This window comes from Serratia sp. H1w (genome assembly GCF_000633355.1).
In the GTDB taxonomy this organism is placed as follows: Bacteria; Pseudomonadota; Gammaproteobacteria; order Enterobacterales; family Enterobacteriaceae; genus Chania.
In genome coordinates, this window is sequence record NZ_AYMQ01000094.1 from 93,991 (window position 1) to 119,714 (window position 25,724).

Consider the following 25,724-nt stretch of genomic DNA (forward strand, 5'->3'; position numbering starts at 1 on the left):
CGGGAAATGTATGAAGAACTGGAGAACGCTTTTTCTCGGATTGGTGGTTTGTGCCAATACCGCGTTCGCAGCACCGCAACAAGTGGACAAAGTCGCCGCCGTCGTCGATAACGGCGTCGTGCTCGAGAGCGACGTAAACGGCCTGATGCAATCGGTGAAACTCAACGCACAGCAGGCTGGCCAGCAATTGCCAGACGACAACACGTTGCGTCACCAGATCCTGGAACGTCTGATCGCGGATAACATCCTGCTGCAGATGGCGCAAAAAATGGGGATCACCGTCAGCGATGCCGATCTGGACAAGGCAATCGCCAATATTGCTGCCCAGAACAAAATGAGCCTGGATCAGCTGCGTAGCCGCCTGGCTTACGAAGGTCTGAACTACAACACTTACCGTGCGCAAATCCGCAAGGAAATGCTGACCTCCGAAGTGCGTAACAATGAAGTGCGCCGCCGTGTCACCATCCTGCCACAGGAAGTCGATGCGTTAGCCAAACAGGTCGGTGCACAGAACGGCGGTGAAACCGACGTCAACATCAGCCACATCCTGATCCCATTACCAGAAAACCCATCGCAGCAGCAGGTTGATGAAGCTGAAGCGCTGGCGAAACGTCTGGTGGGTGAAGCGACCAGCGGTGCCGATTTCGGCAAGCTGGCGATCACTTACTCCGCAGACTCTCAGGCGCTGAAAGGCGGCCACATGGGTTGGGGCAAGCTACAGGAAATGCCAACGCTGTTTGCAGAACGTCTATCCAGTGCCAAAAAAGGTGACGTGGTTGGCCCAATCCGCTCTGGCGTCGGCTTCCATATCCTGAAGGTTAACGATATCCGTGGCGGTTCTCAGGCGATTTCCGTGACCGAAGTGCATGCCCGTCATATCCTGTTGAAACCTTCCGTGGTGATGACAGACGATCAGGCCCGCGCCAAGCTGCAAGAAGTGGCTGCGGCCATCAAGAGTGGCAAAGCGAAGTTTGAAGACGAAGCCAAACAGCTGTCACAAGATCCGGGTTCAGCCTTGCAGGGCGGCGATCTGGGTTGGGCTTCGCCTGACATGTACGATCCTGCCTTCCGCGATGCGCTGCTGAAGCTGCAAAAAGGCCAGGTCAGCGAGCCGGTACACTCCTCCTTTGGCTGGCACCTGATCCAGTTGCTGGATACCCGTCAGGTGGATAAAACCGATGCGGCGCAGAAAGATCGTGCCTACCGCATGCTGTTTAACCGCAAGTTTGCCGAAGAAGCGCAAACCTGGATGCAGGAACAACGTGCCGCTGCTTACGTGAAGATCCTCGATGGAAGCAATGCACCGCAATAACCGTATCGTTATCACCCCCGGCGAGCCTGCCGGGGTTGGGCCGGATTTGGTCGCCGCACTGGCACAACAGGATTGGCCTGTTGAGCTGGTAGTATGCGCCGATCCGGCCTTGTTGCTTGAGCGCGCCCGCCAGTTGGCGTTACCGCTCACGCTGCGCGATTACCAACCAAGCCAGCCTGCACAGCCACAACGTGCCGGGACGCTAACGGTATTACCCGTTGCTGCTCCGGCGGCCGTGGTCGCAGGCGAGTTAAACGTGGCCAACAGTGCCTACGTGGTAGCGACCTTGGCCCGCGCCTGTGACGGTTGCCTGAACGGTGAGTTCGCCGCGCTGGTCACCGGCCCGGTCAACAAAAGCATCATCAACGACGCTGGCGTCGCCTTTACCGGCCACACCGAATTCTTTGCCGATCGCAGCCATTGTGAACGTGTGGTGATGATGTTGGCGACCGAAGAGCTGCGCGTCGCTCTGGCAACCACCCATCTGCCGTTACTGGCAGTGCCGGGCGCCATCACCCAACAGACCCTGTTCGAAGTGATCACCATTCTCGATCGGGATCTGAAAAACCAGTTTGGCATCCCGCAGCCGCAGATTTACGTCTGTGGGCTGAACCCGCATGCAGGGGAAGGCGGCCATATGGGGCGTGAAGAGCTGGATGTGATTATTCCGGCTTTGGACGTTCTGCGTAGCCGAGGCATCCAACTGATTGGCCCGCTCCCGGCGGATACGCTGTTCCAGCCCAAATATCTGCAACATGCGGATGCGGTGCTGGCGATGTATCACGATCAGGGCTTGCCTGTACTAAAATACCAGGGGTTTGGTCGGGCGGTGAATATCACCCTCGGTTTGCCTTTTATCCGTACCTCGGTCGACCATGGTACCGCGTTGGAACTGGCTGGCAGCGGCACTGCCGATGCAGGCAGCTTCAAAACGGCCTTGGATCTCGCCATTAAAATGATAATTAACAGCAATGAATAATAGAGTCCACCAAGGGCACTTTGCCCGCAAACGTTTTGGACAGAACTTTTTAACCGATCAGTTTGTCATCGATAGCATTGTTTCGGCCATTCACCCACAGCCGGGCGAAGCCGTGATCGAAATCGGCCCTGGCCTCGGAGCCTTGACCGAACCGGTTGGCGCACGTATGGATCGCATGACGGTGATTGAACTCGACCGCGATCTGGCAGCCCGTCTGGCCAATCACCCGCAGTTGAAAGACAAGCTGACCATTCATCAGCAAGATGCCATGACGGTGAACTTCGCCGAGCTGGCCGCCGAAGAAGGCCAATCGCTGCGCGTGTTCGGCAACCTGCCGTATAACATCTCGACGCCGCTGATGTTCCACCTTTTCAGCTATACTTCGGCTATCCGCGACATGCACTTCATGCTGCAAAAAGAGGTGGTCAACCGTCTGGTTGCCGGCCCGAACAGCAAAGCATACGGGCGCTTGACCGTGATGGCGCAGTATTACTGTAACGTGATCCCGGTGTTGGAAGTACCGCCAACTTCGTTCGCGCCGCCGCCTAAAGTCGATTCTGCCGTGGTGCGTCTGGTACCGCATCTGGTGATGCCAAATGTCGTCGGCGATGTGCGCATGCTAAGCCGCGTGACCACTCAGGCGTTTAACCAACGCAGAAAAACCATCCGCAACAGCCTGGGCGATCTGTTCACCCCGGAACAGTTGACGGAACTCGGCGTCGATCCGACGCTCAGAGCAGAGAATATTTCTGTAGCGCAGTACTGTAAGCTGGCAAACTGGCTTTCAGAGCAACAGGCGCAACAGCAATAAAGGAGCAGTAGTCATGATTGATTCGCCCCGTGTATGTGTTCAGGTCCAGAGTGTGTATGTTGAATCGCAGTCGATACCTGAGGAAGAACGTTACGTCTTCGCGTATACCGTTACCATCCGTAATCTGGGGCGCTTTGACGTGCAACTGCTGGGCCGTTACTGGCTGATCACCAACAGCAACGGTCGCCAGACCGAAGTTCAGGGTGAAGGCGTGATCGGTGAACAGCCGATCATCCGCCCTGGCAGCGAGTTTCAATATACCAGCGGCGCGGTACTCGAAACGCCGCTGGGCACCATGGAAGGCCACTATGAGATGGTTGATCATCAGGGTCAGCCATTCCGTACCGCTATTCCGGTGTTCCGTTTAGCCATTCCAACGCTGATCCACTAATTATGTCGACATATCTTATCGGCGATGTTCATGGCTGTTTCGATGAACTGCAGTCGCTATTGGCGCAGGTTAATTTCGACCCGCTGCAAGACCAGCTATGGCTGACCGGCGATCTGGTCGCCCGTGGCCCCGGCTCGCTCGAAGTGTTGCGCTACGCGCGCTCTCTCGGCCCGGCACTGCGCATGGTACTGGGTAACCACGATCTGCACCTGCTGGCGGTATACGCCCGTATCAGCCGCAATAAACCCAAAGACCGCATTACCCCTCTGCTGGAAGCCCCTGACGCTGACGAGTTGATCAACTGGCTGCGTCGCCAACCGGTGTTGCAGGTGGATGAAGAACGTAAGCTGATCATGGGCCACGCCGGAATTACCCCGCAGTGGGATATCGAGACCGCGCAGACCTGCGCCCGTGAAGTGGAAGCCGTGCTCAGTAGCGACAGCTACCCTTTGTTCCTGGATGCGATGTACGGCGATATGCCCAACAACTGGAGTCCAGAGTTGAGCGGGCTGGCGCGCCTGCGCTTTAGCACCAATGCGTTGACCCGCATGCGCTACTGCTTCCCTAACGGCCAGTTGGACATGATCTGCAAAGATGCGCCAGGCACCGCGCCCGCCCCTTTGAAGCCCTGGTTTGATCTGCCGCGTCTGGTCGATCCCGAGTACACCATCATTTTCGGCCACTGGGCATCGCTAGAAGGCAAAGGCACACCGGAAGGCATTATCGGACTGGATACAGGCTGCTGTTGGGGCGGGGATCTGACGATGTTACGTTGGGAAGACAAGCGCTACTTTACCCAACCGGGCAATCGCGGTGAAACGCTAGACGGCACGGATACGCTGGTCGCTTCCTAAAACGGCAATGGGCACCCAAGGGTGCCCATTTGATAGCTCAACCGCCTTAACGGCGCTCTAAAATCTCAAAACAATAACCATGAGAGTTCAGTGCGTCCGCATCGTGGAAAGCGCTGAATGAGGTTTCCCATTCGTCCGGTTCGTAATCCGGGAAGTAGGTATCGCCACCCACTTCGGCATCGATATGTGTCAGATACATGCGGGAAGCCTTTGGCAGGAACTGGCTGTAAATACTGCCACCGCCCATCACCATCACTTCTTCCACATCTCCTGCCGCTGTCAGAGCTTCTTCCAGCGACGTCACCCAGGTCACGCCAGGTTCATTACCCGGTTGGCTGCTCAACACGATATTATGGCGGCCCGGCAACGGGCGACCAATCGACTCAAAGGTCTTGCGGCCCATAATCACCGGTTTGTTTAACGTGTTACGTTTAAACCACGCCAAATCCTCCGGCAGGTGCCACGGCATGGCATTTTCCATACCAATAACGCGATCCGCCGCCAAAGCAGCAATCAGGCTGATAATCATTGTTTAACCCTGTATAGGCAGCAAAATTGCTCACACTATACGTAAAGCCCCGTCAACCGTCGATAGACGAATAGAGCGATAGCCATATATCGGACGGCTCTGAAGATAAACTTTAATAATCCCAGATCCTTAGCAAATGCCTTAAACGCCAGGACGTTTGCGATACAGCCATAGGCCCGGTACCGACAGACCAATCGACAAGGCTCCCACGATAAAACAGGCCTTGAGGAAGTTGGAGATCATCACCGACATCAGCGCTTCGCTATAGCCCAAGTGCGAAATCTCCACCACGCTGATCATCGCGGTATAGGCAGAAATACCGGGGAACATCGGGATCACCGCCGCAACGGTAAACACCTTCGGGTGCGCCAGCAGCCAACGTGACCAGTAAATGCCGATCACACCGATCAGGATGGCGGCCAGGAACGAGCCCCACTCAATATTCATGCCGAAATGCATCAGCAGCATCCGCGAGCCGTGACCCAACGCCCCTAGCAAGGCGCAATAGCGCAGCGCTCGCACCGGAACGTTGAACACCATGGCAAAGCCCAGCGCAGGTACTGCCGCCAGCAGCATGTCCTGTAACAGCGCCCAGAGCAGGCTCATGACCACCCCCGCAAATCCCACAACGACATTGCCATCACCACACCGATACAGGTTGCCAGCGTCAACAGGCTGGCCATCGCCCAACGGGCCAGACCGGTATTCACATGGCCTTTAAACATATCGGCTACCGCGTTGATCAGCGGAAAACCGGGCACCAGCAACAGCACGCTGGCCGCCATTGCCACGCTGGAAGTTTGGTGGAAAACGGGTAGCCGCAACAGCAGGCCGGAGACCGACGTAGCGACAAAGGCCGTCAGGCAAAAGTTGATCAAAGGATTCATATGACGGGCGGTCAGCATCTGGCGCACAAACATCGCCAAACCGCTGGCCATAAAGGTGACCGCAAAGGCATCGGGCCCGCCGCCGTTGAGCATGCTGAAGCAGCCACAGGACAACCCCACCATCAGCACCACCAGCCAACGTGGGTAACGCAGCGGACGGATCTTTTCAAATCGCCGGGCCACGTCATGGGCATCCGCCAGATGGTGTTCCGCCAGGATCACGATGTGCTGCACCTCGGTCACCATTTGCATGTTGATCCCGCGATCAACGTTCTTACGCGTGGTGGTCAGGCAGGCGTCATTACTGATGGTGGTCAGCACCACGGCGTTGGCCGAAATGGAACTTTCTACGCTGTCCATGCCGAGCGCCAGGCCCAGGCGGGTTGAGAGTTGCTCTACTACCGTGCTTTCCGCCCCGTGCTGTAGCAACAGCAATGCACACTGAATACATAGACGGGTGATTTCACGCTGTTGATGGTTAACTCCGGGTATCTCTGCGGTTAATTCCTGCTTCATAACGTCCAACGTATCTCCCTGAATGAATGTTCATCATATAACCAGAGATTACCTCAATAGGTTGATGCGCATCAGGTGGAGTGGCGTTATTATCAGCATAATTCGGTCTTTTTATCAGAGAACCCGCCCATGCTTGAAACTTCATTGTTTGTCGCCGGTATTGCCACCCTCGGCATGCTTTCCCCAGGGCCAGATTTTTTCCTGGTGATTAAAAACGCGGCGCGCTATCCGCGTCTGGCAGCAATGATGACCGCGTTCGGTGTGATCTGCGGCGTGGCGACCCACATGTCTTACTGTGTTGCGGGTCTGGCGGTAGTGATCACCACCACGCCGTGGCTCTTCAACGTGCTGAAATACGCCGGTGCGGTATACCTGATTTGGGTCGGTATTCAAGCCCTGCTATCACGTGGCGACAGCAAGATGAACGTAAGTAGCCTGCCGCAACAACAGGTCAGCCTGAAAAGCGCTTTTGTGCAAGGCTACCTGTGCAATCTGCTCAACCCGAAAGCCACTCTGTTCTTTCTGGCGGTGTTTACTCAAGTGCTGCAAATCAACTCTGGCCTGGGTGAAAAGCTGTGGTATGCCGGGATTATCCTCGGTCTTTCCGCCTTGTGGTGGCCGGTGCTGGTGTTTTTGATCCAAAGCGGACCGGTGCGCCGCGGGCTGGAGAAAACTCAGAAAGTGGTCGATAAGTTGCTGGGCGGGATGTTGATCGCCTTGGGCATCAAGGTTGCTCTGAGCTAACAACCGGCGAGGGGTCAGCCCTCGCCAAATTCTCAGCCTTTTGCTTCCACCACCTCTTCCTCTGGCGCCTTACCATCAATGCTGCCGCGCCAACCGTTTTGCTGCACGTGAGACAGGCGTGACTGATCCTGCTCGATGGCCGATGTCAGCATCTCTTTAGCCCGTTGCAGGCTGGCCACGCGGAATTCGGTATCCTGGTAGTTCTCCAGCGTTTCCTCCAGCATCTTGAGGTTATAGCGGCGGAAGGTATCAGCCTTTTCACGGGCTTCATAAGCGTCCAGCCCCAGCAGTTCAAGCGTTTCCCTGCCGATCAGCAATGAGCTTTCGAAGGTTTCCCGCGCGGGTTTTTCCACGCCCAGTTGCCGCAGTTGATACCAGTGATCGACATCGCGAGCGCGCGCCACCACTTTCAGGTGCGGGAAATGACGTTTGGCCAGTTCCGTCAATTGCAGGTTGGCTTCCACATCGTCGATGGCGTTAATCAGGATTTTGGCATGTTCAGCTCCCGCCGCTTCCAACAGGTCGGCCCGCGTCGCATCGCCATAAAACACCTTGGTGCCGAACTTACGCAGCGTTTCGATATGGTCAGGATCGTGATCCAGCACCACGGTATGCACGCCGTTAGCCAGCAGCATACGGCCAGCGATCTGGCCGAAACGTCCAAAGCCGGCGATGATCACGCTGGCGTTCTCTTCGTCGATGACGTCTGCCGGGCGCTCATCTTGCGGGGCATTCTTGGCCAGGCGAGCGGCAATCACCAGCAGCAGCGGCGTGGCTGCCATCGAAAGCGCTACCGCCAACGTCAGCGATTTAGCCCATTCCAGCGGCAACACACCGGCCATCTGCGCCGCACCGAAGATCACAAAGGCAAACTCACTGCCCTGCCCCAGCAAAATGGCAAACAGCCCGCGCTGACGCTTGGGCACTCCCAATATCGGGGCAACCAACCACAGCAGCGCCGCCTTCAGCAGCATAAAGCCCAGCAGCAGCGAGGCAATCAGCAGCGGGTGATGGAACAAGGTGCCAAAGTCGATCGACATTCCCACACCGATAAAGAACAGCCCGAGTAACAGCCCCTTAAACGGCTGGATATCGCTTTCCAACGCATGACGGTATTCGGAGCTTGCCAACAGTACGCCAGCCAGAAAGGCTCCCATCGCCATCGACAGCCCGGCCATTTCCAGCAGAATGCCAAAACCAAACACCAGGAACAGCGCCACGGCGCTGAACACTTCACGCATGCCGGAACGCGCCACAAAGTGCAGCAAAGGCCGGGTCACATAGCGCCCCAGCAGCACGACAACCGCCAGCGCTCCCACCACCTTGGCGGCAGAAAACACAAAAGCACCCAGCGTCGTGGCCACACCGCTGCTGGCCAATAGCGGGATCATCGCCACCAGGGGAATAGCGGCAATGTCCTGGAACAACAGCACCGCAAACGAGCTGCGGCCGATCGGTGAAGGCGTCAGGTTACGCTCGCTCATCGCCTGCATGGCGATCGCCGTAGAGGATAGCGCCAGCGTCAAACCAATCAGCAAGGCAACCTGCCAGTTCAGACCGAGGAAATAACAGAAGGCACTCAACACCAGCCCGCAGCCCACCATCTGGATACTGCCACCGCCAAATACCGCTGCTCGCAGCGTCCATAGCCGCCGGGGATCCAGCTCCAGTCCGATGATAAACAACATCAATACCACGCCGATCTCGGCAAAGGTCAGTATCGATTCAGGATCGGAAACCAGCTTCAGCCCCCAAGGGCCAATGATGCAGCCCGCAATCAGATAGCCCAGCACCGACCCCAATCCCAGACGTACGGCGATCGGCACCAACAGCCCGGCCGATCCCAGATAGATCAGACCCTCAATCATCATGCCATGGTTATCCATTGACGGGCTCCTGCTCTACCGTTGGCTCGCTGTGTTCCATCAGATACTGCACCAACCGCTGACGATAGGCTTCCCCGGCGGCGATCAAGGCCGGCTCGTTGCAGGTAAAGGTGTTATGTACGGCAAAATACGGTTGCCACTGCATACCACAGTAAATCGCCGTTGCCTGTAGCGGCTGCCCCAGCGCAGCAAAGTTGGGGTAATCGCCCAAGGCAAAGTGATGCTCATCTCCTCCGCTGGTCACCGCCCACAGGCAATCTTTCCCAACCAGAGCGTTTCCCTCATGGCCATAGGCCCAGCCATGTTCGAGGACTTTGTCGATCCACAGTTTCAGCAACGGTGGCATGCTGTACCACTGCATCGGATGCTGCAAAACCACCATATCGGCCCGCTCCAGTGCCCGCTGCTCGGCACTGATATCGATGTTGAAATCCGGATACAGTTCGTAAAGCTCGCGAACCTCAACACCGGGAATATCTTTTACTGCCTGTAGCAACCGTTGGTTGGCATGGGAATGCCGGGGATAGGGATGGGCGTAAATAATCAGGATCATGCGGTTCTCGCCGTGCGGTGTCATACATCAAGCATATATCTTGACGGTTTACGCAGGGATTAATAGCGGAAATTTTTATTGGCTTGGTACAAATTGGCTGATGAAGATAAAAGAAAAGGACGGGATACGATCCCGTCCTTTGATGGCAAAACAGCGTGTAACGCCCTTACCCTTTGATGCGCGCGTGCAGTTCCTGTACCGAAGTCACCTGCTCGGTTGGGTCTGCTTTCATCGCCATTGAAGTGGCAAAGCCGCCGTTCATCGTGGTGTCGTAGTGCACTTTATATTGCAGCGCACTACGGCGGATCAGCTTGGAATCTTCAATCGCCTGACGCCCCGCCGTGGTGTTAACGATATAGGTGTACTCGCCGTTCTTGATGCGGTCCTGAATGTGTGGACGCCCTTCATGCACCTTGTTGACCAGGCGTGGGTTAATCCCCGCTTCGCCCAGCACGACGGCAGTGCCGTGGGTAGCATCCAGCTCAAAGCCTTGCTTAAGCAGGCTGGCGGCCAAATCCACTACGCGAGCCTTGTCCCCACCGCGCACCGACAGCAGCGCACGGCCTTTCTTCATACCAGAGTTACTGCCCAGCATCGCCTTGGAGAAGGCTTCGGCGAAGGTGCGGCCCACGCCCATCACTTCACCGGTTGAGCGCATTTCTGGCCCAAGGATTGGGTCAACGCCTGGGAATTTGTTGAACGGCAGCACCACTTCCTTGACGGAGTAGTACGGCGGGATGACCTCTTCGGTCACGCCCTGTTCGGCCAGTGATTTACCGGCCATCACGCGCGCCGCCACTTTAGCCAGCGCTACGCCGGTAGCCTTGGAAACGAACGGCACGGTACGCGCGGCACGTGGGTTCACTTCGATCAGGTAGACTTCGTTGTTCTTCACCGCAAACTGCACGTTCATCAGGCCACGGACTTGCAGCTCAAACGCCAGTTTTTCGACCTGCTGGCGCATCACGTCCTGGATCTCTTTGCTCAGCGTGTATGCTGGCAGTGAGCAAGCAGAGTCACCGGAGTGGACGCCAGCCTGCTCAATGTGTTCCATGATGCCGCCAATCAGCACGCGCTCGCCGTCGCAGATTGCATCCACATCGACTTCTACCGCGTCGTCCAGGAAGCGATCCAGCAGCACTGGCGCATCGTTGGACACGCTGACTGCGTTCTGGAAGTAGCGACGCAGGTCGATGTCGTCGTAAACGATTTCCATCGCACGGCCACCCAGCACATAGGAAGGACGCACCACCAGCGGATAACCGATACCGGCCGCTTTCTCAACAGCCTGTTCGATGGTTGCCACCGTGGCGTTGGCCGGTTGCTTCAGACCCAGACGGTTAACCGCCTGCTGGAAACGCTCACGGTCTTCGGCACGGTCAATCGCATCCGGGCTGGTGCCGATAATCGGCACGCCTGCCGCTTCCAGCTCACGCGCCAGTTTCAACGGGGTTTGTCCGCCGTACTGCACGATCACGCCTTTTGGTTTCTCGATACGCACGATTTCCAGTACGTCTTCCAGCGTGACCGGTTCGAAGTACAGGCGATCGGAGGTGTCGTAGTCGGTAGAGACGGTTTCCGGGTTACAGTTGACCATGATGGTCTCGTAACCGTCTTCACGCAGCGCCAGCGAAGCATGTACGCAGCAATAGTCAAACTCGATACCCTGGCCGATACGGTTCGGGCCACCGCCCAGGATCATGATTTTCGGACGATCGCTGGTCGGGTTGGATTCGCACTCGTCTTCATAGGTGGAGTACATGTAGGCGGTGTCGGTCGCAAATTCTGCCGCACAGGTGTCCACACGCTTGTAGACCGGGTGCATATTGAAGCTGTGACGCAGCTTGCGGATTTCGCTTTCCGCCACGCCAGCCAGCTTGGCCAGACGCGCATCGGCAAAGCCTTTACGCTTGAGCGTGCGCAGGAAGCTGGCGTTCAGGCCATTGATGCCCGCTTCAGCAACCTGCTCTTCCAGACGCACCAGCTCCTCAATCTGTACCAGGAACCAGCGGTCGATGTTGGTCAGGTTGAATACGCCATCGACCGACAGGCCAGCACGGAAGGCATCGGCAACGTACCAGATACGATCTGAACCAGCATCTTTCAGTTCGCGGCGGATCTTGGTCAAGGCTTCCGGATCGTCCAGGCTCACTTTAGGATCGAAGCCGGTCGCGCCCACTTCCAGGCCGCGTAACGCCTTCTGCAACGATTCCTGCTGGGTGCGGCCAATCGCCATCACTTCACCGACTGACTTCATCTGGGTAGTCAGGCGATCGTTGGCACCAGCAAACTTCTCAAAGTTGAAGCGCGGGATCTTGGTCACGACATAGTCAATGGAAGGCTCAAAGGAGGCTGGCGTACGGCCACCGGTGATGTCGTTCATCAGCTCATCAAGGGTGTAGCCCACCGCCAGCTTGGCGGCGATTTTGGCAATCGGGAAGCCGGTGGCTTTCGAGGCCAGCGCCGATGAACGGGATACGCGCGGGTTCATTTCAATCACGATCAGGCGGCCGGTCTTCGGGTTCACCGAGAACTGCACGTTGGAACCACCGGTTTCCACGCCGATCTCACGCAGCACCGCCATCGAGGCGTTGCGCATGATTTGGTATTCTTTGTCGGTCAGGGTCTGCGCCGGGGCGACGGTGATGGAGTCACCGGTATGGATGCCCATCGCATCGATGTTTTCGATCGAGCAGACGATGATGCAGTTGTCATTCTTATCGCGCACCACCTCCATCTCGTACTCTTTCCAGCCGATCAGCGATTCGTCAATCAGCAGCTCTTTGGTCGGTGACAGATCCAGACCACGTTCGCAAATCTCTTCGAACTCTTCGCGGTTGTAGGCGATACCGCCGCCGCTGCCGCCCATGGTGAACGATGGACGGATAATACAAGGGAAGCCCACATCGGCAGCCACCGCCAACGCTTCTTCCATATTATGGGCGATGCCGGAACGCGCCGTATCCAGGCCAATTTTCTTCATGGCGATATCGAAACGGCGACGGTCTTCGGCTTTATCGATGGCATCGGCGGTAGCGCCAATCATGGTGACGCCAAACTCGGCCAGTACGCCCTGACGTTCCAGTTCCAACGCACAGTTCAGCGCGGTTTGCCCGCCCATGGTTGGCAACACCGCATCCGGGCGCTCTTTCTCAATGATTTTACGTACCACTTCCCAGTGAATGGGTTCGATGTAGGTAGCATCGGCCATTTCCGGGTCGGTCATGATGGTGGCCGGGTTCGAGTTGACCAGCACCACGCGGTAACCTTCTTCGCGCAGCGCTTTACACGCCTGGGCACCGGAGTAGTCAAATTCACACGCCTGGCCGATAACGATCGGGCCAGCGCCGAGGATCAGGATGCTTTTTATATCTGTACGTTTTGGCATGGCTTTTCTGGCTCCTGATTATTTGGCGTTGCTACGGTAAGTCTCAATCAGTTCGATAAAGTGATCGAACAGCGGCGCGGCATCGTGCGGGCCTGGGCTGGCTTCCGGATGGCCCTGGAAGCTGAACGCGGCTTTATCGGTACGATGGATGCCCTGCACCGTGTGGTCAAACAGGGATTTGTGCGTGATGCGCAGCGTGCTCGGCAGATTATTTTCATCAACGGCAAAGCCGTGGTTCTGCGCGGTGATCATCACGGTGTTGTTATCCAGATCTTTCACCGGGTGGTTACCACCGTGGTGGCCGAGCTTCATCTTCATGGTCTTGGCACCGCTAGCCAGTGCCAGCAGCTGATGGCCCAGGCAGATACCAAATACCGGGATATCGGTTTCCAGGAAGCGTTTGATGGCGGTGATGGCGTAATCGCAAGGCTCCGGGTCACCAGGGCCGTTGGACAGGAAGATGCCGTCTGGCGCCATTTTCAGCACCTCTTCCGCAGGGGTTTGCGCTGGCACCACGGTCAGGCGGCAGCCGCGATCTACCAGCATACGCAGGATATTACGCTTGGCACCGTAATCGTAGGCCACGACATGGTAAGGCAGTTCGCCTGCAGGTTTGGCCTCCGGCAAATCGCCTTCCAGCGTCCAACTCCCCTGTTGCCAGGCGTAAGCTTCCTTGGTGGTGACCTCTTTCGCCAGATCCATGCCCTTCAGACCAGGGAAAGCCTTGGCTTTTTGCAGCGCCAGTTCGGCATCGGTCAGGTCGCCCGCGATGATGCAGCCATTCTGTGCGCCTTTTTCACGCAGCAGGCGGGTCAGCTTGCGGGTATCGATATCGGCAATCGCCACGATGTTGTGACGCTTGAGGTAATCGGCCAGGCCCATTTCGTTGCGGTAGTTGCTGGCAATCAGTGGCAGGTCGCGGATGACCAGGCCTTGAGCATGAACTGCGGAGGATTCAGCATCGGCATCATTGGTGCCGACATTACCGATATGGGGATAAGTAAGAGTAACAATCTGGCGGGAGTAGGAAGGATCGGTGAGGATTTCTTGATAGCCGGTCATCGACGTATTGAAGACCACTTCCCCTACTGCCGTACCTTCTGCCCCGATGGCCCGACCGTGGAATTGGGTTCCGTCTTCCAGAACCAATAGCGCTGACTTAATCAAAACACCCTCCGAGGAATAATCAATCACAATATTTGCATATTAATTCATATTTCACACCCTAAATCAATGCAAAAACCGCCCTCAAGGCCAATTTTTGGCAAATTGGGCGCATTTTAATGATGAGTGTCCCGCTTGTCTAGCCAAACTGCCATTTTTTCTATTATTTTTGCTGACCTCAGGGTTTAAAGGGGGTCACAGGCACAAAAACAGCAGCAAACTTGGACGAGTAAACGGTTGCGAGACACAGTGACAGAAAAAATAGCTTAAAACAGCTTAAATCGGAGCCGCGAGCAATAAAGGTGAGAACAAAAGCAAGAAACGGGATAGATAACATGTAAAAATAACGATAACGAATTAAAACTGCATCGTAGTCATCATTTTTCATGTTAAAAAAAGGACAATAAAATTATTGTCCGATTATCATAGCATTATGACAAACACAACCACATCACGATGGTGTTCAAGAAACTATAGCTGGTCTAATCCAAGCACATCGCGCATATCAAACAGCCCGTTTTGCTGGTTTGAGATCCAGGATGCGGCACGCACCGCGCCATTGGCAAACGTCATGCGGCTGGAGGCTTTATGGGTGATCTCTACCCGCTCGCCAATATCGGCAAATATGGCGGTATGTTCACCCACAATATCTCCGGCACGAATGGTGGCAAAGCCGATACTCTTTGGATCGCGCTCACCGGTATAACCCACGCGTTCATAGACCGCGCACTCTTTCAGATCGCGCCCCAAAGCACCGGCAATCACCTCACCCATGGCTAACGCTGTCCCTGAAGGGGCATCCACCTTGTGGCGGTGGTGAGCTTCGACAATTTCGATATCGGTATAATCGCCCATTACCTTGGCCGCTTTTTCCAGCAGCTTGAGCATCACGTTGACGCCCACGCTGAAGTTGGCGGCGAACACGATGCCAATCTGCTGCGCTGCGGCCTGGATAGCCGCTTTGCCTGCATCATCAAAACCGGTGGTACCGATCACCATGGCTTTACCGTGGGCGACGCAAAATGCCAGATGGGCCAGGGTGCCTTCCGGACGGGTGAAGTCGATCAGGATATCGAAATCATTGACGACCTTTTCCAGGTTATCGCTGACGGTGACACCCAGAGGGCCAACGCCGGCCAGTTCACCGGCATCGGTACCAACCAGGCTAGAACCCGGGCGCTCCAACGCTGCCCCCAATACCACGCCCTGTGCCTGCTGCACGGCCTGGATCAACTGGCGCCCCATGCGGCCACCGGAACCCGCAATCGCGATGCGGATTTGTGAATCAGTCATACTTCGCTCTCTTTTATGGTCAAAAGCCGATCCTCGGCTATAAGTTCAGGGTAACTGGCCCACCTTGTGACTGCCAGAGGATTTGTCAGGGGATTAGAAAATAATGATACCCCGAGCATTTCATCAGTAACGCTGTCAATTGATTAACAATTACCCGATTAATGCCAACGGCGCAATAGACATAATCATGCACGATTTATGCATTACGTTGAATGGCGATAAGGCGGTTTTTTGTGGTTTCTGCGAGCTAGAATGCAAAACGGGGAGCCTTAGCTCCCCGTTGTTTAGTCACTTTCTGGTACTCAGTCGATCTGCTTGATATCCATGCGCAGTTCTTTCGGCACTTCAAACACGATGTTCTCTTCGCGGCCGCTGATCTCATGCACGTCTTTACCACCCAACGCTTTCAAGCGGCTGATAACGTCCTGAACCAGCACGTCCGGCGCAGAGGCCCCGGCAGTGACACCAATGTTGCTGGCGTCTTTCAGCCAGGACTCTTGAATGTCCGCCGCCGAGTCGATCAAATAGGCCGGTTTACCCACTCGCTGGGCAAGTTCGGCCAGGCGGTTGGAGTTAGAGGAGTTCTTCGACCCCACCACCAGTACCACATCGGCGTCACCTGCCAAACTGCGCACCGCTTCCTGACGGTTGGTCGTGGCGTAACAGATATCGTCCTTGCGTGGCCCGATAATCTCTGGGAAACGCTTACGCAACGCATCGATCACGTCGGAAGTATCGTCCACCGATAAGGTGGTCTGCGTCATAAAGCACAGGTTACGCTCATTCTTCACCTGCAACTGCCAGACATCTTCCGGCGACTCCACCAGATACATGCCCCCCTGAGGGTTGCTGTACTGGCCCATGGTGCCTTCCACTTCCGGATGCCCGGCGTGGCCAATCAGGATGGCCTCGGTGCCCTTACGGCTGGCACGGGCCACTTCCATATGCACCTTGGTCACCAACGGGCAGGTGGCATCGAACAGCATGGTCAGATCGCGGGCTTTGGCCTCGGCACGAACTGCCTGTGAGACTCCGTGGGCGGAAAAGATCAGGATCGAGCCATCCGGCACTTCCGCGATCTCTTCGATAAATACCGCACCACGCTCACGCAGGCTTTCGACCACGTAGCGGTTATGCACCACTTCGTGACGCACGTAAATCGGTGCGCCGTAAATCTCCAGCGCACGTTCTACAATGCTGATCGCACGATCGACCCCGGCACAAAAGCCGCGCGGGTTAGCCAGCAATATTTGCATGCGCGTCCTCCTGCTGCGGATCGATCTCCAGCACTTCGATATCGAAGGTCACCGGGTGCCCCGCCAGCGGATGGTTGAAATCAACGGTGATCGAGTCTTCCGTCACTTCACGCACCACACCAGGCATTTCACTACCGTCAACGGCGGTAAACAGCATGATGGTGCCGACATCCGGTACACCGGTCTCGTTGAAGTCACGGCGCGAGAAGAACTGGATCAGATCCGGGTTCTCCGCGCCAAACGCCGCTTCCGGTTGCAAGCTAAACGCACACTTGTCCCCAGCCCGCAGACCGATCAACTGCTGTTCCAGCGGAGCAGACAGGCTGCCATCACCTAGGCGGAACAGCGCCGGTTTGCCATTTCCCTGGGTTGATTCAGCGGTCGTTCCATCTGCCAGTTTTAGCGTAAAGTGCACTAATACTGCGCTGTTGCCGTTAACCTGAGCCGTCATATCACTTACCTTCGCTCTTGACACTTTTCTTCGCCGGCAAGAACCCTTCCAGCACAATCATGGCGGCACCGACGCAGATAAAGCTGTCCGCCAGATTGAAGGTGGGGTAATGCCAGTTGCCAATATAAAAGTCGATGAAATCGACCACAAAGCCATGCCACAGGCGATCAAACAGGTTGCCGAGCGCCCCGCCGATAATAAAGGCATAGGCGATATTGTTCAGCTTCTGCTGGGCGCTACTGCGATACATCATCACCAGCAGCACCACCACGATGGCGATCGCAATACCGGCAAAGAACCAGCGCTGCCAGCCGCCGTGATCCGCCAGGAAACTGAACGCCGCACCGTAGTTACGGGCGTAGTACAGGTTGATTGACGGGAACAACGGCTGGGTCTGGCCCAGCACGAAGTTACTCAGGATCCACTGTTTGCTGAAAAAATCCAGCGCCAGCACCACCACTACCAGCCATAGCCAGCGCAAGCCGGTCGAACTTATCGGTCTACTCATCAGGCGCTTGTTCTCAGGCAAAGTTACGTTTTTCGCCGTCACCGGCTACGTTGGTCACACAGCGGCCGCAGAGTTCTGCGTGCTCCGCCACCTGGCCGACATCGGTGGTGTAATGCCAGCAGCGCGGGCACTTCTCACCATCCGCTTTGCTGAACGCAATTTTCAGCCCTTTCAACAGTTCGCTTGGCTGCGCATCTGCCGGAGCATCCGCAATCGGTGCCACGCTGGCCGATGAGGTCAGCAGCACAAAACGCAGTTCATCTTGCAGGCTGTTCAGACGTGCTGCCAGATCGCTATCGGCGTACAGCGTAACCGCCGCCTCCAACGAACCACCAATGTGCTTGTCTGCACGCGCCTGTTCCAGCACCTTGTTCACTTCGCCACGTACTTTCAGCAGATCGGCCCAGAACGCATCGTTCATGCCTTCGCCCTCTGCCAGCCCGAACAGGCCGTCGTACCATTCTTCGGTAAAGACGTATTGCGCGCGCTTGCCTGGCAGGAAGGCCCAGATTTCATCGGCGGTAAACGACATGATCGGTGCCATCCAGCGGACCAGCGCTTCTGCAATGTGGAACAGGGCGGTCTGGCAGCTGCGGCGGGCAACGCTGTCGCTTTTCGCGGTGTACTGACGGTCTTTAATGATGTCCAGATAGAAGGACCCCATTTCCACCGAGCAGAACTGCATCAGGCGCTGCACCACTTCGTGGAAGTCGTAGCTGGCATACGCCTGCTCGATATCCTGCTGTGCAGCCAATGCTCGGCCCACGGCCCAGCGATCCAGGACCACCATCTCTTCCGGTGCCACGCAGTCGGTGCTTGGATCAAACCCGTTCAGGTTAGCCAGCAGGAAACGCGCGGTGTTACGGATGCGGCGATAAGAATCGGCAGCACGCTTGAGGATCTCGTCGGAAACCGCAATCTCGCCGGTGTAGTCGGTAGAAGCCACCCACAGACGCAGAATGTCGCCACCCAGCTTGTTCATCACGTCCTGCGGGCTGACGGTGTTGCCGATCGACTTGGACATTTTGCGGCCCTGGCCATCGACGGTAAAGCCGTGGGTCAGCACTTCTTTGTAAGGCGCTTTGTCCTTCATGGCGGTTGAGATCATCAGCGATGACATGAACCAGCCACGGTGTTGGTCGGAGCCTTCCAGATACATGTCGGCAGAGTGGCCGTTGAATTCTGGACGCACATCAACCACTGAAGAATGGGTCGAACCGGAGTCGAACCACACGTCCAGCGTATCTGGCACTTTCACATAATCGGCTGCATCGGCACCGAGGATATCGGCAGCATCCAGATCCCACCAGGCCTGGATCCCATCTTGTTCAACGCGCTTGGCCACTTCTTCCATCAGCTCTACGCTGCGTGGATGAAGCTGCTCGGTCTCTTTGTGCACGAACAGGGACATTGGCACGCCCCAGGTACGCTGACGTGAGATACACCAGTCCGGGCGGTTAGCGACCATGGTTTCGATACGTGCCTGGCCCCAATCAGGGATCCACTGCACGCCTTTGATCTCTTCCAGCGACTGCTTACGCAGGCCCTTCTGATCCATGCTGATAAACCATTGTGGCGTAGCGCGGAAGATGATCGGCGTTTTGTGACGCCAGCAGCACGGGTAGCTGTGTTGCAGTTTTTCCACGTGCAGCAATGCGCCTTTCTCACGCAGCAGCTCAACGATCAGATCGTTGGCCTTGAAGACGAACTTGCCGTCCAGCGTCGGATAGGTGCCAGTCAGGTAGCAACCGTTCGGGCCAACCGGGTTGGCGACTTCCAGGCCGTATTTCTGGCCGATCACGAAGTCATCCGGGCCGTGGCCAGGTGCGGTATGTACAGCACCGGTACCGGCGTCCAGCGTAACGTGGTCGCCCAGGATTGCTGGCACGTCAAAGCCCATGAACGGATGGGTAAAGCGCATCAGTTCCAGATCGCTGCCTTTGCAGTCGCCCAACACGGCCCAGGAAGTAATGCCTGCGCGCTTCATCACGCTTTCCACCAGATCCGCAGCCAGGATCACGCATTGGCCGTCAATCTGCACCAGTTGGTAAGCGAATTCTGCATTCAGCGAGATCGCACGGTTAGCCGGTAACGTCCACGGCGTGGTCGTCCAGATCACCAGGGAGATCGGACCATTAACGTTGTGTACGCCGAACTTACTGGCCACCGCCGCGGCATCAACCGCGTGGAACGCGACGTCGATGGACGGCGAGGTTTTGTCGTAATATTCAACTTCCGCTTCCGCCAGGGAAGAACCGCAGTCCGTACACCAGTGCACCGGCTTGGCGCCTTTGAGCAGATGACCATTGCTGATGATCTTGCCCAATGCACGGATGATGTTGGCTTCGGTTTTAAAATTCATGGTCAGGTAAGGGCGATCCCAGTCACCCAGTACCCCCAGACGGATAAAGTCTTTCTTCTGGCCTTCAACCTGCTCGGCAGCATATTCGCGACACTTCTGGCGGAATTCTGCCGGTGTCAGTTTCTCACCCGGTTTGCCATACAGTTGCTCAACCTTCAGTTCGATAGGCAGACCGTGACAGTCCCAGCCTGGAACGTAAGGCGAATCAAAGCCAGCCATCCCTTTTGACTTGATGATAATGTCTTTGAGGATCTTGTTTACCGAGTGACCAATGTGAATGCTGCCATTCGCATACGGAGGGCCGTCATGCAGAATGAAGGATTTCTTGCCCTTTTTGGCGGCACGAATGATCCCGTACAGATCCTGTTCATACCAACGTGCGAGCATGCCAGGTTCACGCTTGGCGAGATCGCCACGCATCGGGAACCCTGTTTCCGGCAAGTTCAGGGTATTCTTGTAGTCACTCATTAGATTCTCGATCTCGTTTCGGTTCGTAGATTAAACCGGTGTCTGTAGCCCGAAGAACGCCCGGGCCGTCACCACATCATTGGCGATTTGCTGCTTTAGCGCATCGAGCGAAGCAAAACGCTGTTCATTGCGCAATTTTGCGCGCAGCACCACATCCAAGTGGCGCCCGTAAAGATCCATAGTTACGTCCAGCAAATGCACTTCCAACTGCTGACGTATGCCTGCCACCGTCGGGCGGGTGCCGATATTGGCCACGCCCGGTAAAGGCTCGGGGCCCAGGCCATAAACATCGACCGCATAGACCCCTTTAACCGGGGCAACCAGGCGTTTGAGCGGCAGGTTGGCGGTTGGGAAACCGATGGTTCGCCCCAGTTCATCGCCATGCACTACGCGCCCGGAAATACTGTAAGGATTCCCCAGTAGGGTTTCTGCCAGCGGCAAATCGTCATCACGCAGCGCATTGCGGATGGCGGTACTGCTGATGCGCAGCTCGCCTTCGCGGAAGCTTGGCGTGCTGACCACCTCAAAGCCGAATTCTTGCCCGGCAAGCTGTAACAGTGGGAAATCCCCCTGGCGACCAGCACCAAAGCGGAAATCATCCCCCACCATCAGGAATTTTACCCCCAGTTTTTCGACCAGCAGCTCGGCAACGAATGCCTGGGCGGTGTGGGCGGCAAAGCGGGGATCAAACTTGACGCATAACAGGTAATCAACCCCGGCCTGTGCCAGGTATTTAGCCTTGTCACGCAAACGCGTGAGGCGGGCCGGAGCCTTATCCGCGGCAAACAGTTCCAGCGGCTGTGGCTCAAAGATCATGACGATCACCGGTAGCCCCAGGCGTCGTCCTTCCTGCTTCAACTGCCCCAACAGCGCCTTATGACCGCGATGGACGCCGTCAAAGTTGCCGATGGTAAGCACGCAGCCACGGTGGCGTGCACGGATATTATGGATGCCGCGAATTAGCTGCATAGCTGGCCCAACACAGTGGAAATCGGCGGATTATACCTTGTACAGCGGTTAAGGTTAACCCGCGATTGGTTCCTTTGATGTAATAGTCATACCATACCGGAGGATAATCGCCTAAACCACCGTTTATCTGGCCCAATGCGTGGTATATTGGCCGACTGATATCAAGCTTGCCCTCGGGCAGAAGCTTGAAAGACGGGGGATAACCCACCACGACCAACAGCTTGCAGACTGTGATGCAAATCACATGGCGATTTTTCTCGCGAAACACTGTATTCCCATGGCTGAAGCTGGTAAAATCCTGCGCCATCACAACGTAGCAAGTGCCGCCCGTACAAACGGCGCTTATTTGCACAAATCCATTGACAAACGAAGGCTAAAAGGGCATATTCCTCGACCTTTGAATTGTCCTCAATATATATATTTGGGAGTTGGACCTTGGCTAATATCAAATCAGCTAAGAAACGCGCCATACAGTCTGAGAAACGTCGCAAGCATAACGCTAGCCGTCGCTCAATGGTGCGTACCTTCATTAAGAAGGTTGACGCAGCTATCGCAGCTGGCGACAAAGACGCAGCACAAAACGCATTCCTCGTAATGCAACCACTTGTGGATCGCCAGGCAGCTAAAGGCCTGATCCACAAAAACAAAGCTGCGCGCCATAAGTCGAACCTGACTGCGCGTATCAACGCAATGCAATAAGCATTACGTTGTGTGCTTGTTAAAAAAACCGGCCTCGGCCGGTTTTTTTACGCCTGAAATTCAAGCTTACAGCGCGAACAGCGCCGAGAAGTCCTTGTTGCATACCCGCTGTACCGCCGGATGCTGGATCATTCTCTCGGCAAAAATGATGTAATACTCTTCCTGCACGCTGTCCACCCGCCCGATTTCTACCACGTCATCATCGCTATAGGTATCCAGCGCATACAGCGTTGGCGCCACGAAGATGGCATTGTGGTACAGACCAAAAGCCTTCATCAGGGCCGCATCGTCAAACTCCCCTAGGATCTCGACCTTGATACCCTGAGTGTTGAACCAGTTGAGCAATTTGCGCCCCAACATCGAACGCCTTCCCGGGATCAGCAAGCGGCGCTGCTCCAAACAGGCGGGGAACGGCAAATCGGGTATCGGCTGACGGCAGAAGAAACTGACCCCACACTCGCCCAGCTTCAGCGAAAACAGCCCTTCCTGCTGGCTGGAGTCGACCGGGCAGTCCGACAGGATCATATCCAGCTTATGCTGGCTCAGTTGCTCCAGCAGCATCTCATGGGTAGATTCAAAGCAGCGCAGGTGAATTTGTTCGTTATCCACCACCACCGCCGTTTCCAATACCTGGCTGACCAGCCGTTTGGATAGCGCATCCGCGACGCCAACGTCAAACAGCAGGTTGGACTCCTTGCGGTAGTTGACGATATCCAGCATTTCCTGGCTGAGCATAAACATCTTGTCGGCATAGCGGAACACCAGTTGGCCCAGCTCGGAAGGCACCAATCCGCGCCCCTGACGTTTGAACAGCTTGCCGTTGAGCCGCTCTTCCAACGCCTTGATTTGGCCGGTGATGGTCTGCGGCGTGAGGAACAGGGCTTCTGCCGCACCGACGACCGACCCCTCCTTGCAGACCTGCCAGAAGTAATACAGATGGTTAAAGTTGATATGAGACATTCTCAAAACGTTCTCTCCTTAGGTTTCTCATCGGCAAACGGTCTGCCGTGATGAGCGACAAACTCCCTATCGTTAATTTCAGACAACGCAAAGTCATCTTATCCCAAGTACAGCGCGGCGGATAAAGCCGCGCTGTCACTACGATTATAATACCCCTTTATCAACAAGGGATTAACCATACAGGTTATCGGCTGCGAGGTAATGTTAAACGCAGCAGGCCGTAACCTACTACCGCAGCACTGGTCGATCCCAATAGTATGCCTAATTTGGCATAGGTAATGAGAGCCACATCCGCATCGGCGAAGGCCAGTGAGGCAATAAAGATCGACATGGTGAAACCAATACCACACAGCACCGCCACGGCAAACACCTGCTTAAAGCCGATATCCTGCGGCAAACGAGCGATCCCCAGCTTCACCGCCAACCAGCAGAAAACGAAAATTCCCAGCGGCTTACCGATAAACAACCCAGCGGCAATCCCCAGCGGCAACAGTGAAGTCAGCCCGCTCAGGGAAACCCCTTGCAACGGCACGCCGGCGTTGGCAAAGGCAAACAGCGGCAGGATCAGGAAGGCGACCCAAGGGTGCAGCTCATGCTCCAATGTTTCGGAGGGTGAAGGCTCACTCTTGGCATTCAGCGGGATCATAAAGCCGACAATCACCCCCGCCAACGTCGCATGAACGCCGGACTTGAGGATCGCCACCCACAGCACCAATCCAACCATCATATACAGCGAGGTTTTGCCCACGCCCCGCCAGTTCATCCAAGCCAATACCGCGATCGCTGCAGCCGCAACGCCCAGCGCCGCCATCGAGACCTGATGGGTATAGAACAGCGCGATAATGATAATGACCCCGAGGTCATCAATAATTGCCAAGGCCAGCAAAAACACTTTCAGGCTGGTCGGCACGCGGTTACCCAGTAAGGCCATCACACCCAAGGCGAAGGCAATATCCGTTGCCGCCGGGATAGCCCAGCCTTGGCGAGTCACTTCATCGGCACCGTTGAACAGCAGATAGATCAGCGCCGGAGCCAACATGCCGCCCAGGGCAGCAATCGCCGGGAAGATGGCCTTGTCACGCCCAGCCAGCGAGCCTTGCAACAGCTCGCGCTTAACCTCCAGCCCTACCACCAGGAAGAAGATGGCCATCAGCCCGTCGTTAATCCACAGCAGCAACGGTTTGGCGATCTCCAGCGAGGCGATACTAACCGCTACCGGCAGGTTGAGGAAAGCCTGATACAGCCCCTGGGCGGGGGTATTAGCCATGATCAGAGCCACCACGGCGGCAGCGATCAGAATGATGCCACCAGCGGCTTCCTGACGCAGAAATTGACGAATAATAGTAGTCACAGTACGTCACTCCAGAATAATTGCCCGGCGTCATAACGCCGAGGTTTCCAGACAAGACCACAAGTATAAGCGAGGAATAACATCGAAAAAATCAGTTTATAAATGCAAAATAACTCGAAAAAACCGAACAATACCAATTATAAGTCACATTCTTAGTAGGGGGTATCGATTTATGACTGGCTACAAAGAAAAACCCCGGCTTTGGCAAGCCGGGGTTGATAATTGACGCGCTGAGAATGTTGATTAACGAGTCAGATCGTCAAAAAACTTTTTCACGCCGTCGAAGAAGCTTTTCGAACGCGGGCTGTTCTTGTCACCAGAAGGGCCACCCAGGCTCACTTCCAGCTCTTTGAGCAGCTGCTTCTGCTTCTCGTTCAGGCTTACCGGAGTTTCTACCACCACGCGGCACAGCAGGTCACCCTGGCTGCCACCTCGTACCGATTTCACCCCTTTGCCACGCATGCGGAACAGTTTGCCGGTTTGGGTTTCCGCCGGAACCTTCAGCTTGACGCGACCATCCAGCGTTGGCACTTCAATCTCGCCACCCAGTGCGGCCATAGCAAAGTTGATCGGCACTTCGCAGTACAGGTTATTGCCTTCACGCTCGAAGATCGGGTGAGCTTTCACCTGAACCTGAACGTACAGATCGCCTGCCGGTGCACCGTGCTCACCAGCTTCACCCTCACCCGCCAAGCGGATACGATCGCCGGTATCCACACCCGCCGGGATTTTCACCGACAGGGTTTTGGACTTCTCTACGCGGCCATGACCGTGACACTTGTTGCAAGGATCCTTGATGATCTGACCACGCCCGTGACAGTGCGGACAAGCCTGCTGCACGGTGAAGAACCCTTGGCGCATCTGCACCTGGCCCTGACCATGGCAGGTCGGACAGGTGACCGGCGAACTGCCCGGTTTGGCACCGTTGCCGTGGCAGACATCACACTCTTCCAGCGTTGGAATACGGATCTCTTTGGTCACACCGCGTACGGCTTCTTCGAGCGTCAGATCCATGTTGTAACGCAAATCGGATCCACGGCTGGCACGTTGGCGGCGCCCGCCACCAAAGATATCGCCAAACACATCGCCAAAGATGTCGCTGAAGTCGGCACCGCCGCCACCAAAGCCACCACCACCGCCCATGCCACCTTGCTCAAAAGCAGCATGGCCGTATTGATCGTAGGCAGCACGTTTTTGATCGTCGGTCAGGATCTCGTAGGCTTCCTTGACCTCTTTAAACTGGCTTTCGGCGTCTTTTTCCTGATTACGATCGGGATGGTACTTCATCGCCAGGCGCTTATACGCCTTTTTGATTTCGCGCTCGTCCGCCGTTTTGGCTACGCCGAGCACCTCGTAATAATCTCTCTTCGCCATTATTTCTCTTACCCTTAAC

Annotated in this window: 23 protein-coding genes; 7 read left to right on the plus strand and 16 right to left on the minus strand. The window is 55.9% G+C overall.

What is annotated here, in order from left to right:
- The first annotated feature begins 10 nt into the window (after nucleotides 1-10).
- The 5 genes from surA to apaH are packed head-to-tail and all read left to right on the plus strand — an operon-like array spanning nucleotide 11 to nucleotide 4,347.
- On the plus strand, nucleotides 11-1,312 hold the full coding sequence (gene surA / locus U869_RS0121335) for a peptidylprolyl isomerase SurA (RefSeq protein ID WP_025120463.1): 1,302 nt from the start codon (nucleotides 11-13) through the stop codon (nucleotides 1,310-1,312).
- On the plus strand, nucleotides 1,299-2,291 hold the full coding sequence (gene pdxA, locus U869_RS0121340; RefSeq protein WP_025120462.1) for a 4-hydroxythreonine-4-phosphate dehydrogenase PdxA: 993 nt from the start codon (nucleotides 1,299-1,301) through the stop codon (nucleotides 2,289-2,291). Before surA ends, pdxA begins: the two co-directional genes overlap by 14 nt.
- Nucleotides 2,284-3,102 (plus strand): 16S rRNA (adenine(1518)-N(6)/adenine(1519)-N(6))-dimethyltransferase RsmA, encoded by an 819-nt coding sequence (rsmA, locus tag U869_RS0121345; protein ID WP_025120461.1) that lies wholly within the window; start codon nucleotides 2,284-2,286, stop codon nucleotides 3,100-3,102. Before pdxA ends, rsmA begins: the two co-directional genes overlap by 8 nt.
- Nucleotides 3,103-3,115: 13 nt before the next feature.
- Complete coding sequence (apaG, locus tag U869_RS0121350) at nucleotides 3,116-3,493, plus strand: Co2+/Mg2+ efflux protein ApaG (protein ID WP_025120460.1); 378 nt, start codon at nucleotides 3,116-3,118, stop codon at nucleotides 3,491-3,493.
- Between the two features lie 2 nt (nucleotides 3,494-3,495).
- Nucleotides 3,496-4,347 (plus strand): bis(5'-nucleosyl)-tetraphosphatase (symmetrical) ApaH, encoded by an 852-nt coding sequence (gene apaH / locus U869_RS0121355; RefSeq protein WP_025120459.1) that lies wholly within the window; start codon nucleotides 3,496-3,498, stop codon nucleotides 4,345-4,347.
- A 46-nt stretch (nucleotides 4,348-4,393) separates the two neighbouring features.
- Here apaH and folA read toward each other — a convergent pair whose 3' ends face one another.
- The 3 genes from folA to U869_RS0121370 all read right to left on the minus strand — a co-directional run bounded on the left by folA (nucleotide 4,394) and on the right by U869_RS0121370 (nucleotide 6,279).
- Entirely contained in the window at nucleotides 4,394-4,876 is a 483-nt protein-coding gene (gene folA, locus U869_RS0121360) for a type 3 dihydrofolate reductase (RefSeq protein ID WP_025120458.1), read from the minus strand.
- A 141-nt stretch (nucleotides 4,877-5,017) separates the two neighbouring features.
- Nucleotides 5,018-5,482 carry a threonine/serine exporter gene (locus tag U869_RS0121365; protein WP_025120457.1) on the minus strand — a complete coding sequence of 155 codons (465 nt, stop codon included), beginning with the start codon at nucleotides 5,480-5,482 and terminating at the stop codon, nucleotides 5,018-5,020.
- The gene (locus tag U869_RS0121370; RefSeq protein ID WP_025120456.1) at nucleotides 5,479-6,279 is read right to left on the minus strand and encodes a threonine/serine exporter ThrE family protein; all 801 of its coding nucleotides are present in this window, start codon (nucleotides 6,277-6,279) and stop codon (nucleotides 5,479-5,481) included. The genes U869_RS0121365 and U869_RS0121370 overlap by 4 nt, the downstream gene beginning before the upstream one ends.
- A 129-nt stretch (nucleotides 6,280-6,408) precedes the next feature.
- Here U869_RS0121370 and U869_RS0121375 point away from each other — a divergent pair, with 129 nt between their 5' ends.
- Nucleotides 6,409-7,023, plus strand: a complete 615-nt coding sequence (locus U869_RS0121375; RefSeq protein ID WP_025120455.1) for a LysE family translocator — start codon at nucleotides 6,409-6,411, stop codon at nucleotides 7,021-7,023.
- Nucleotides 7,024-7,055: 32 nt separating this feature from the next.
- On the opposite strand, the gene kefC is transcribed toward U869_RS0121375, so the two are convergent.
- The 10 genes from kefC to ribF all read right to left on the minus strand — a co-directional run bounded on the left by kefC (nucleotide 7,056) and on the right by ribF (nucleotide 21,321).
- On the minus strand, nucleotides 7,056-8,909 hold the full coding sequence (kefC, locus tag U869_RS0121380) for a glutathione-regulated potassium-efflux system protein KefC (RefSeq protein ID WP_025120454.1): 1,854 nt from the start codon (nucleotides 8,907-8,909) through the stop codon (nucleotides 7,056-7,058).
- On the minus strand, nucleotides 8,902-9,462 hold the full coding sequence (gene kefF / locus U869_RS0121385) for a glutathione-regulated potassium-efflux system oxidoreductase KefF (protein WP_025120453.1): 561 nt from the start codon (nucleotides 9,460-9,462) through the stop codon (nucleotides 8,902-8,904). The genes kefC and kefF overlap by 8 nt, the downstream gene beginning before the upstream one ends.
- 166 nt (nucleotides 9,463-9,628) lie before the next feature.
- Nucleotides 9,629-12,850 carry a carbamoyl-phosphate synthase large subunit gene (carB, locus tag U869_RS0121390; RefSeq protein WP_025120452.1) on the minus strand — a complete coding sequence of 1,074 codons (3,222 nt, stop codon included), beginning with the start codon at nucleotides 12,848-12,850 and terminating at the stop codon, nucleotides 9,629-9,631.
- A gap of 18 nt (nucleotides 12,851-12,868) precedes the next feature.
- Entirely contained in the window at nucleotides 12,869-14,017 is a 1,149-nt protein-coding gene (carA, locus tag U869_RS0121395; protein ID WP_025120451.1) for a glutamine-hydrolyzing carbamoyl-phosphate synthase small subunit, read from the minus strand.
- Between the two features lie 468 nt (nucleotides 14,018-14,485).
- Nucleotides 14,486-15,307: a 4-hydroxy-tetrahydrodipicolinate reductase gene (gene dapB, locus U869_RS0121400; RefSeq protein WP_025120450.1), complete on the minus strand. Its 822-nt coding sequence runs from the start codon at nucleotides 15,305-15,307 to the stop codon at nucleotides 14,486-14,488.
- Between the two features lie 302 nt (nucleotides 15,308-15,609).
- Nucleotides 15,610-16,563 (minus strand): 4-hydroxy-3-methylbut-2-enyl diphosphate reductase, encoded by a 954-nt coding sequence (gene ispH, locus U869_RS0121405; protein WP_025120449.1) that lies wholly within the window; start codon nucleotides 16,561-16,563, stop codon nucleotides 15,610-15,612.
- Nucleotides 16,544-17,014, minus strand: a complete 471-nt coding sequence (gene fkpB / locus U869_RS0121410) for an FKBP-type peptidyl-prolyl cis-trans isomerase (RefSeq protein ID WP_025120448.1) — start codon at nucleotides 17,012-17,014, stop codon at nucleotides 16,544-16,546. The genes ispH and fkpB overlap by 20 nt, the downstream gene beginning before the upstream one ends.
- 1 nt (nucleotide 17,015) lies before the next feature.
- Nucleotides 17,016-17,522, minus strand: a complete 507-nt coding sequence (gene lspA / locus U869_RS0121415; RefSeq protein WP_025120447.1) for a signal peptidase II — start codon at nucleotides 17,520-17,522, stop codon at nucleotides 17,016-17,018.
- A gap of 13 nt (nucleotides 17,523-17,535) precedes the next feature.
- A complete protein-coding gene (ileS, locus tag U869_RS0121420) occupies nucleotides 17,536-20,352 on the minus strand; it encodes an isoleucine--tRNA ligase (RefSeq protein WP_025120446.1) in 2,817 nt (938 codons plus the stop codon).
- A 30-nt stretch (nucleotides 20,353-20,382) separates the two neighbouring features.
- A complete protein-coding gene (gene ribF / locus U869_RS0121425; protein WP_025120445.1) occupies nucleotides 20,383-21,321 on the minus strand; it encodes a bifunctional riboflavin kinase/FAD synthetase in 939 nt (312 codons plus the stop codon).
- Nucleotides 21,322-21,756: 435 nt separating this feature from the next.
- Here ribF and rpsT point away from each other — a divergent pair, with 435 nt between their 5' ends.
- Nucleotides 21,757-22,020: a 30S ribosomal protein S20 gene (gene rpsT, locus U869_RS0121430; protein ID WP_024483576.1), complete on the plus strand. Its 264-nt coding sequence runs from the start codon at nucleotides 21,757-21,759 to the stop codon at nucleotides 22,018-22,020.
- A gap of 66 nt (nucleotides 22,021-22,086) precedes the next feature.
- On the opposite strand, the gene nhaR is transcribed toward rpsT, so the two are convergent.
- The 3 genes from nhaR to dnaJ form a co-directional block, all read right to left on the minus strand.
- A complete protein-coding gene (gene nhaR / locus U869_RS0121435) occupies nucleotides 22,087-22,986 on the minus strand; it encodes a transcriptional activator NhaR (RefSeq protein WP_021179255.1) in 900 nt (299 codons plus the stop codon).
- Between the two features lie 178 nt (nucleotides 22,987-23,164).
- Nucleotides 23,165-24,331 (minus strand): Na+/H+ antiporter NhaA, encoded by a 1,167-nt coding sequence (gene nhaA / locus U869_RS0121440; protein ID WP_025120444.1) that lies wholly within the window; start codon nucleotides 24,329-24,331, stop codon nucleotides 23,165-23,167.
- Nucleotides 24,332-24,574: 243 nt separating this feature from the next.
- Nucleotides 24,575-25,705 (minus strand): molecular chaperone DnaJ, encoded by a 1,131-nt coding sequence (gene dnaJ / locus U869_RS0121445; protein ID WP_025120443.1) that lies wholly within the window; start codon nucleotides 25,703-25,705, stop codon nucleotides 24,575-24,577.
- Nucleotides 25,706-25,724: the final 19 nt, after the last annotated feature.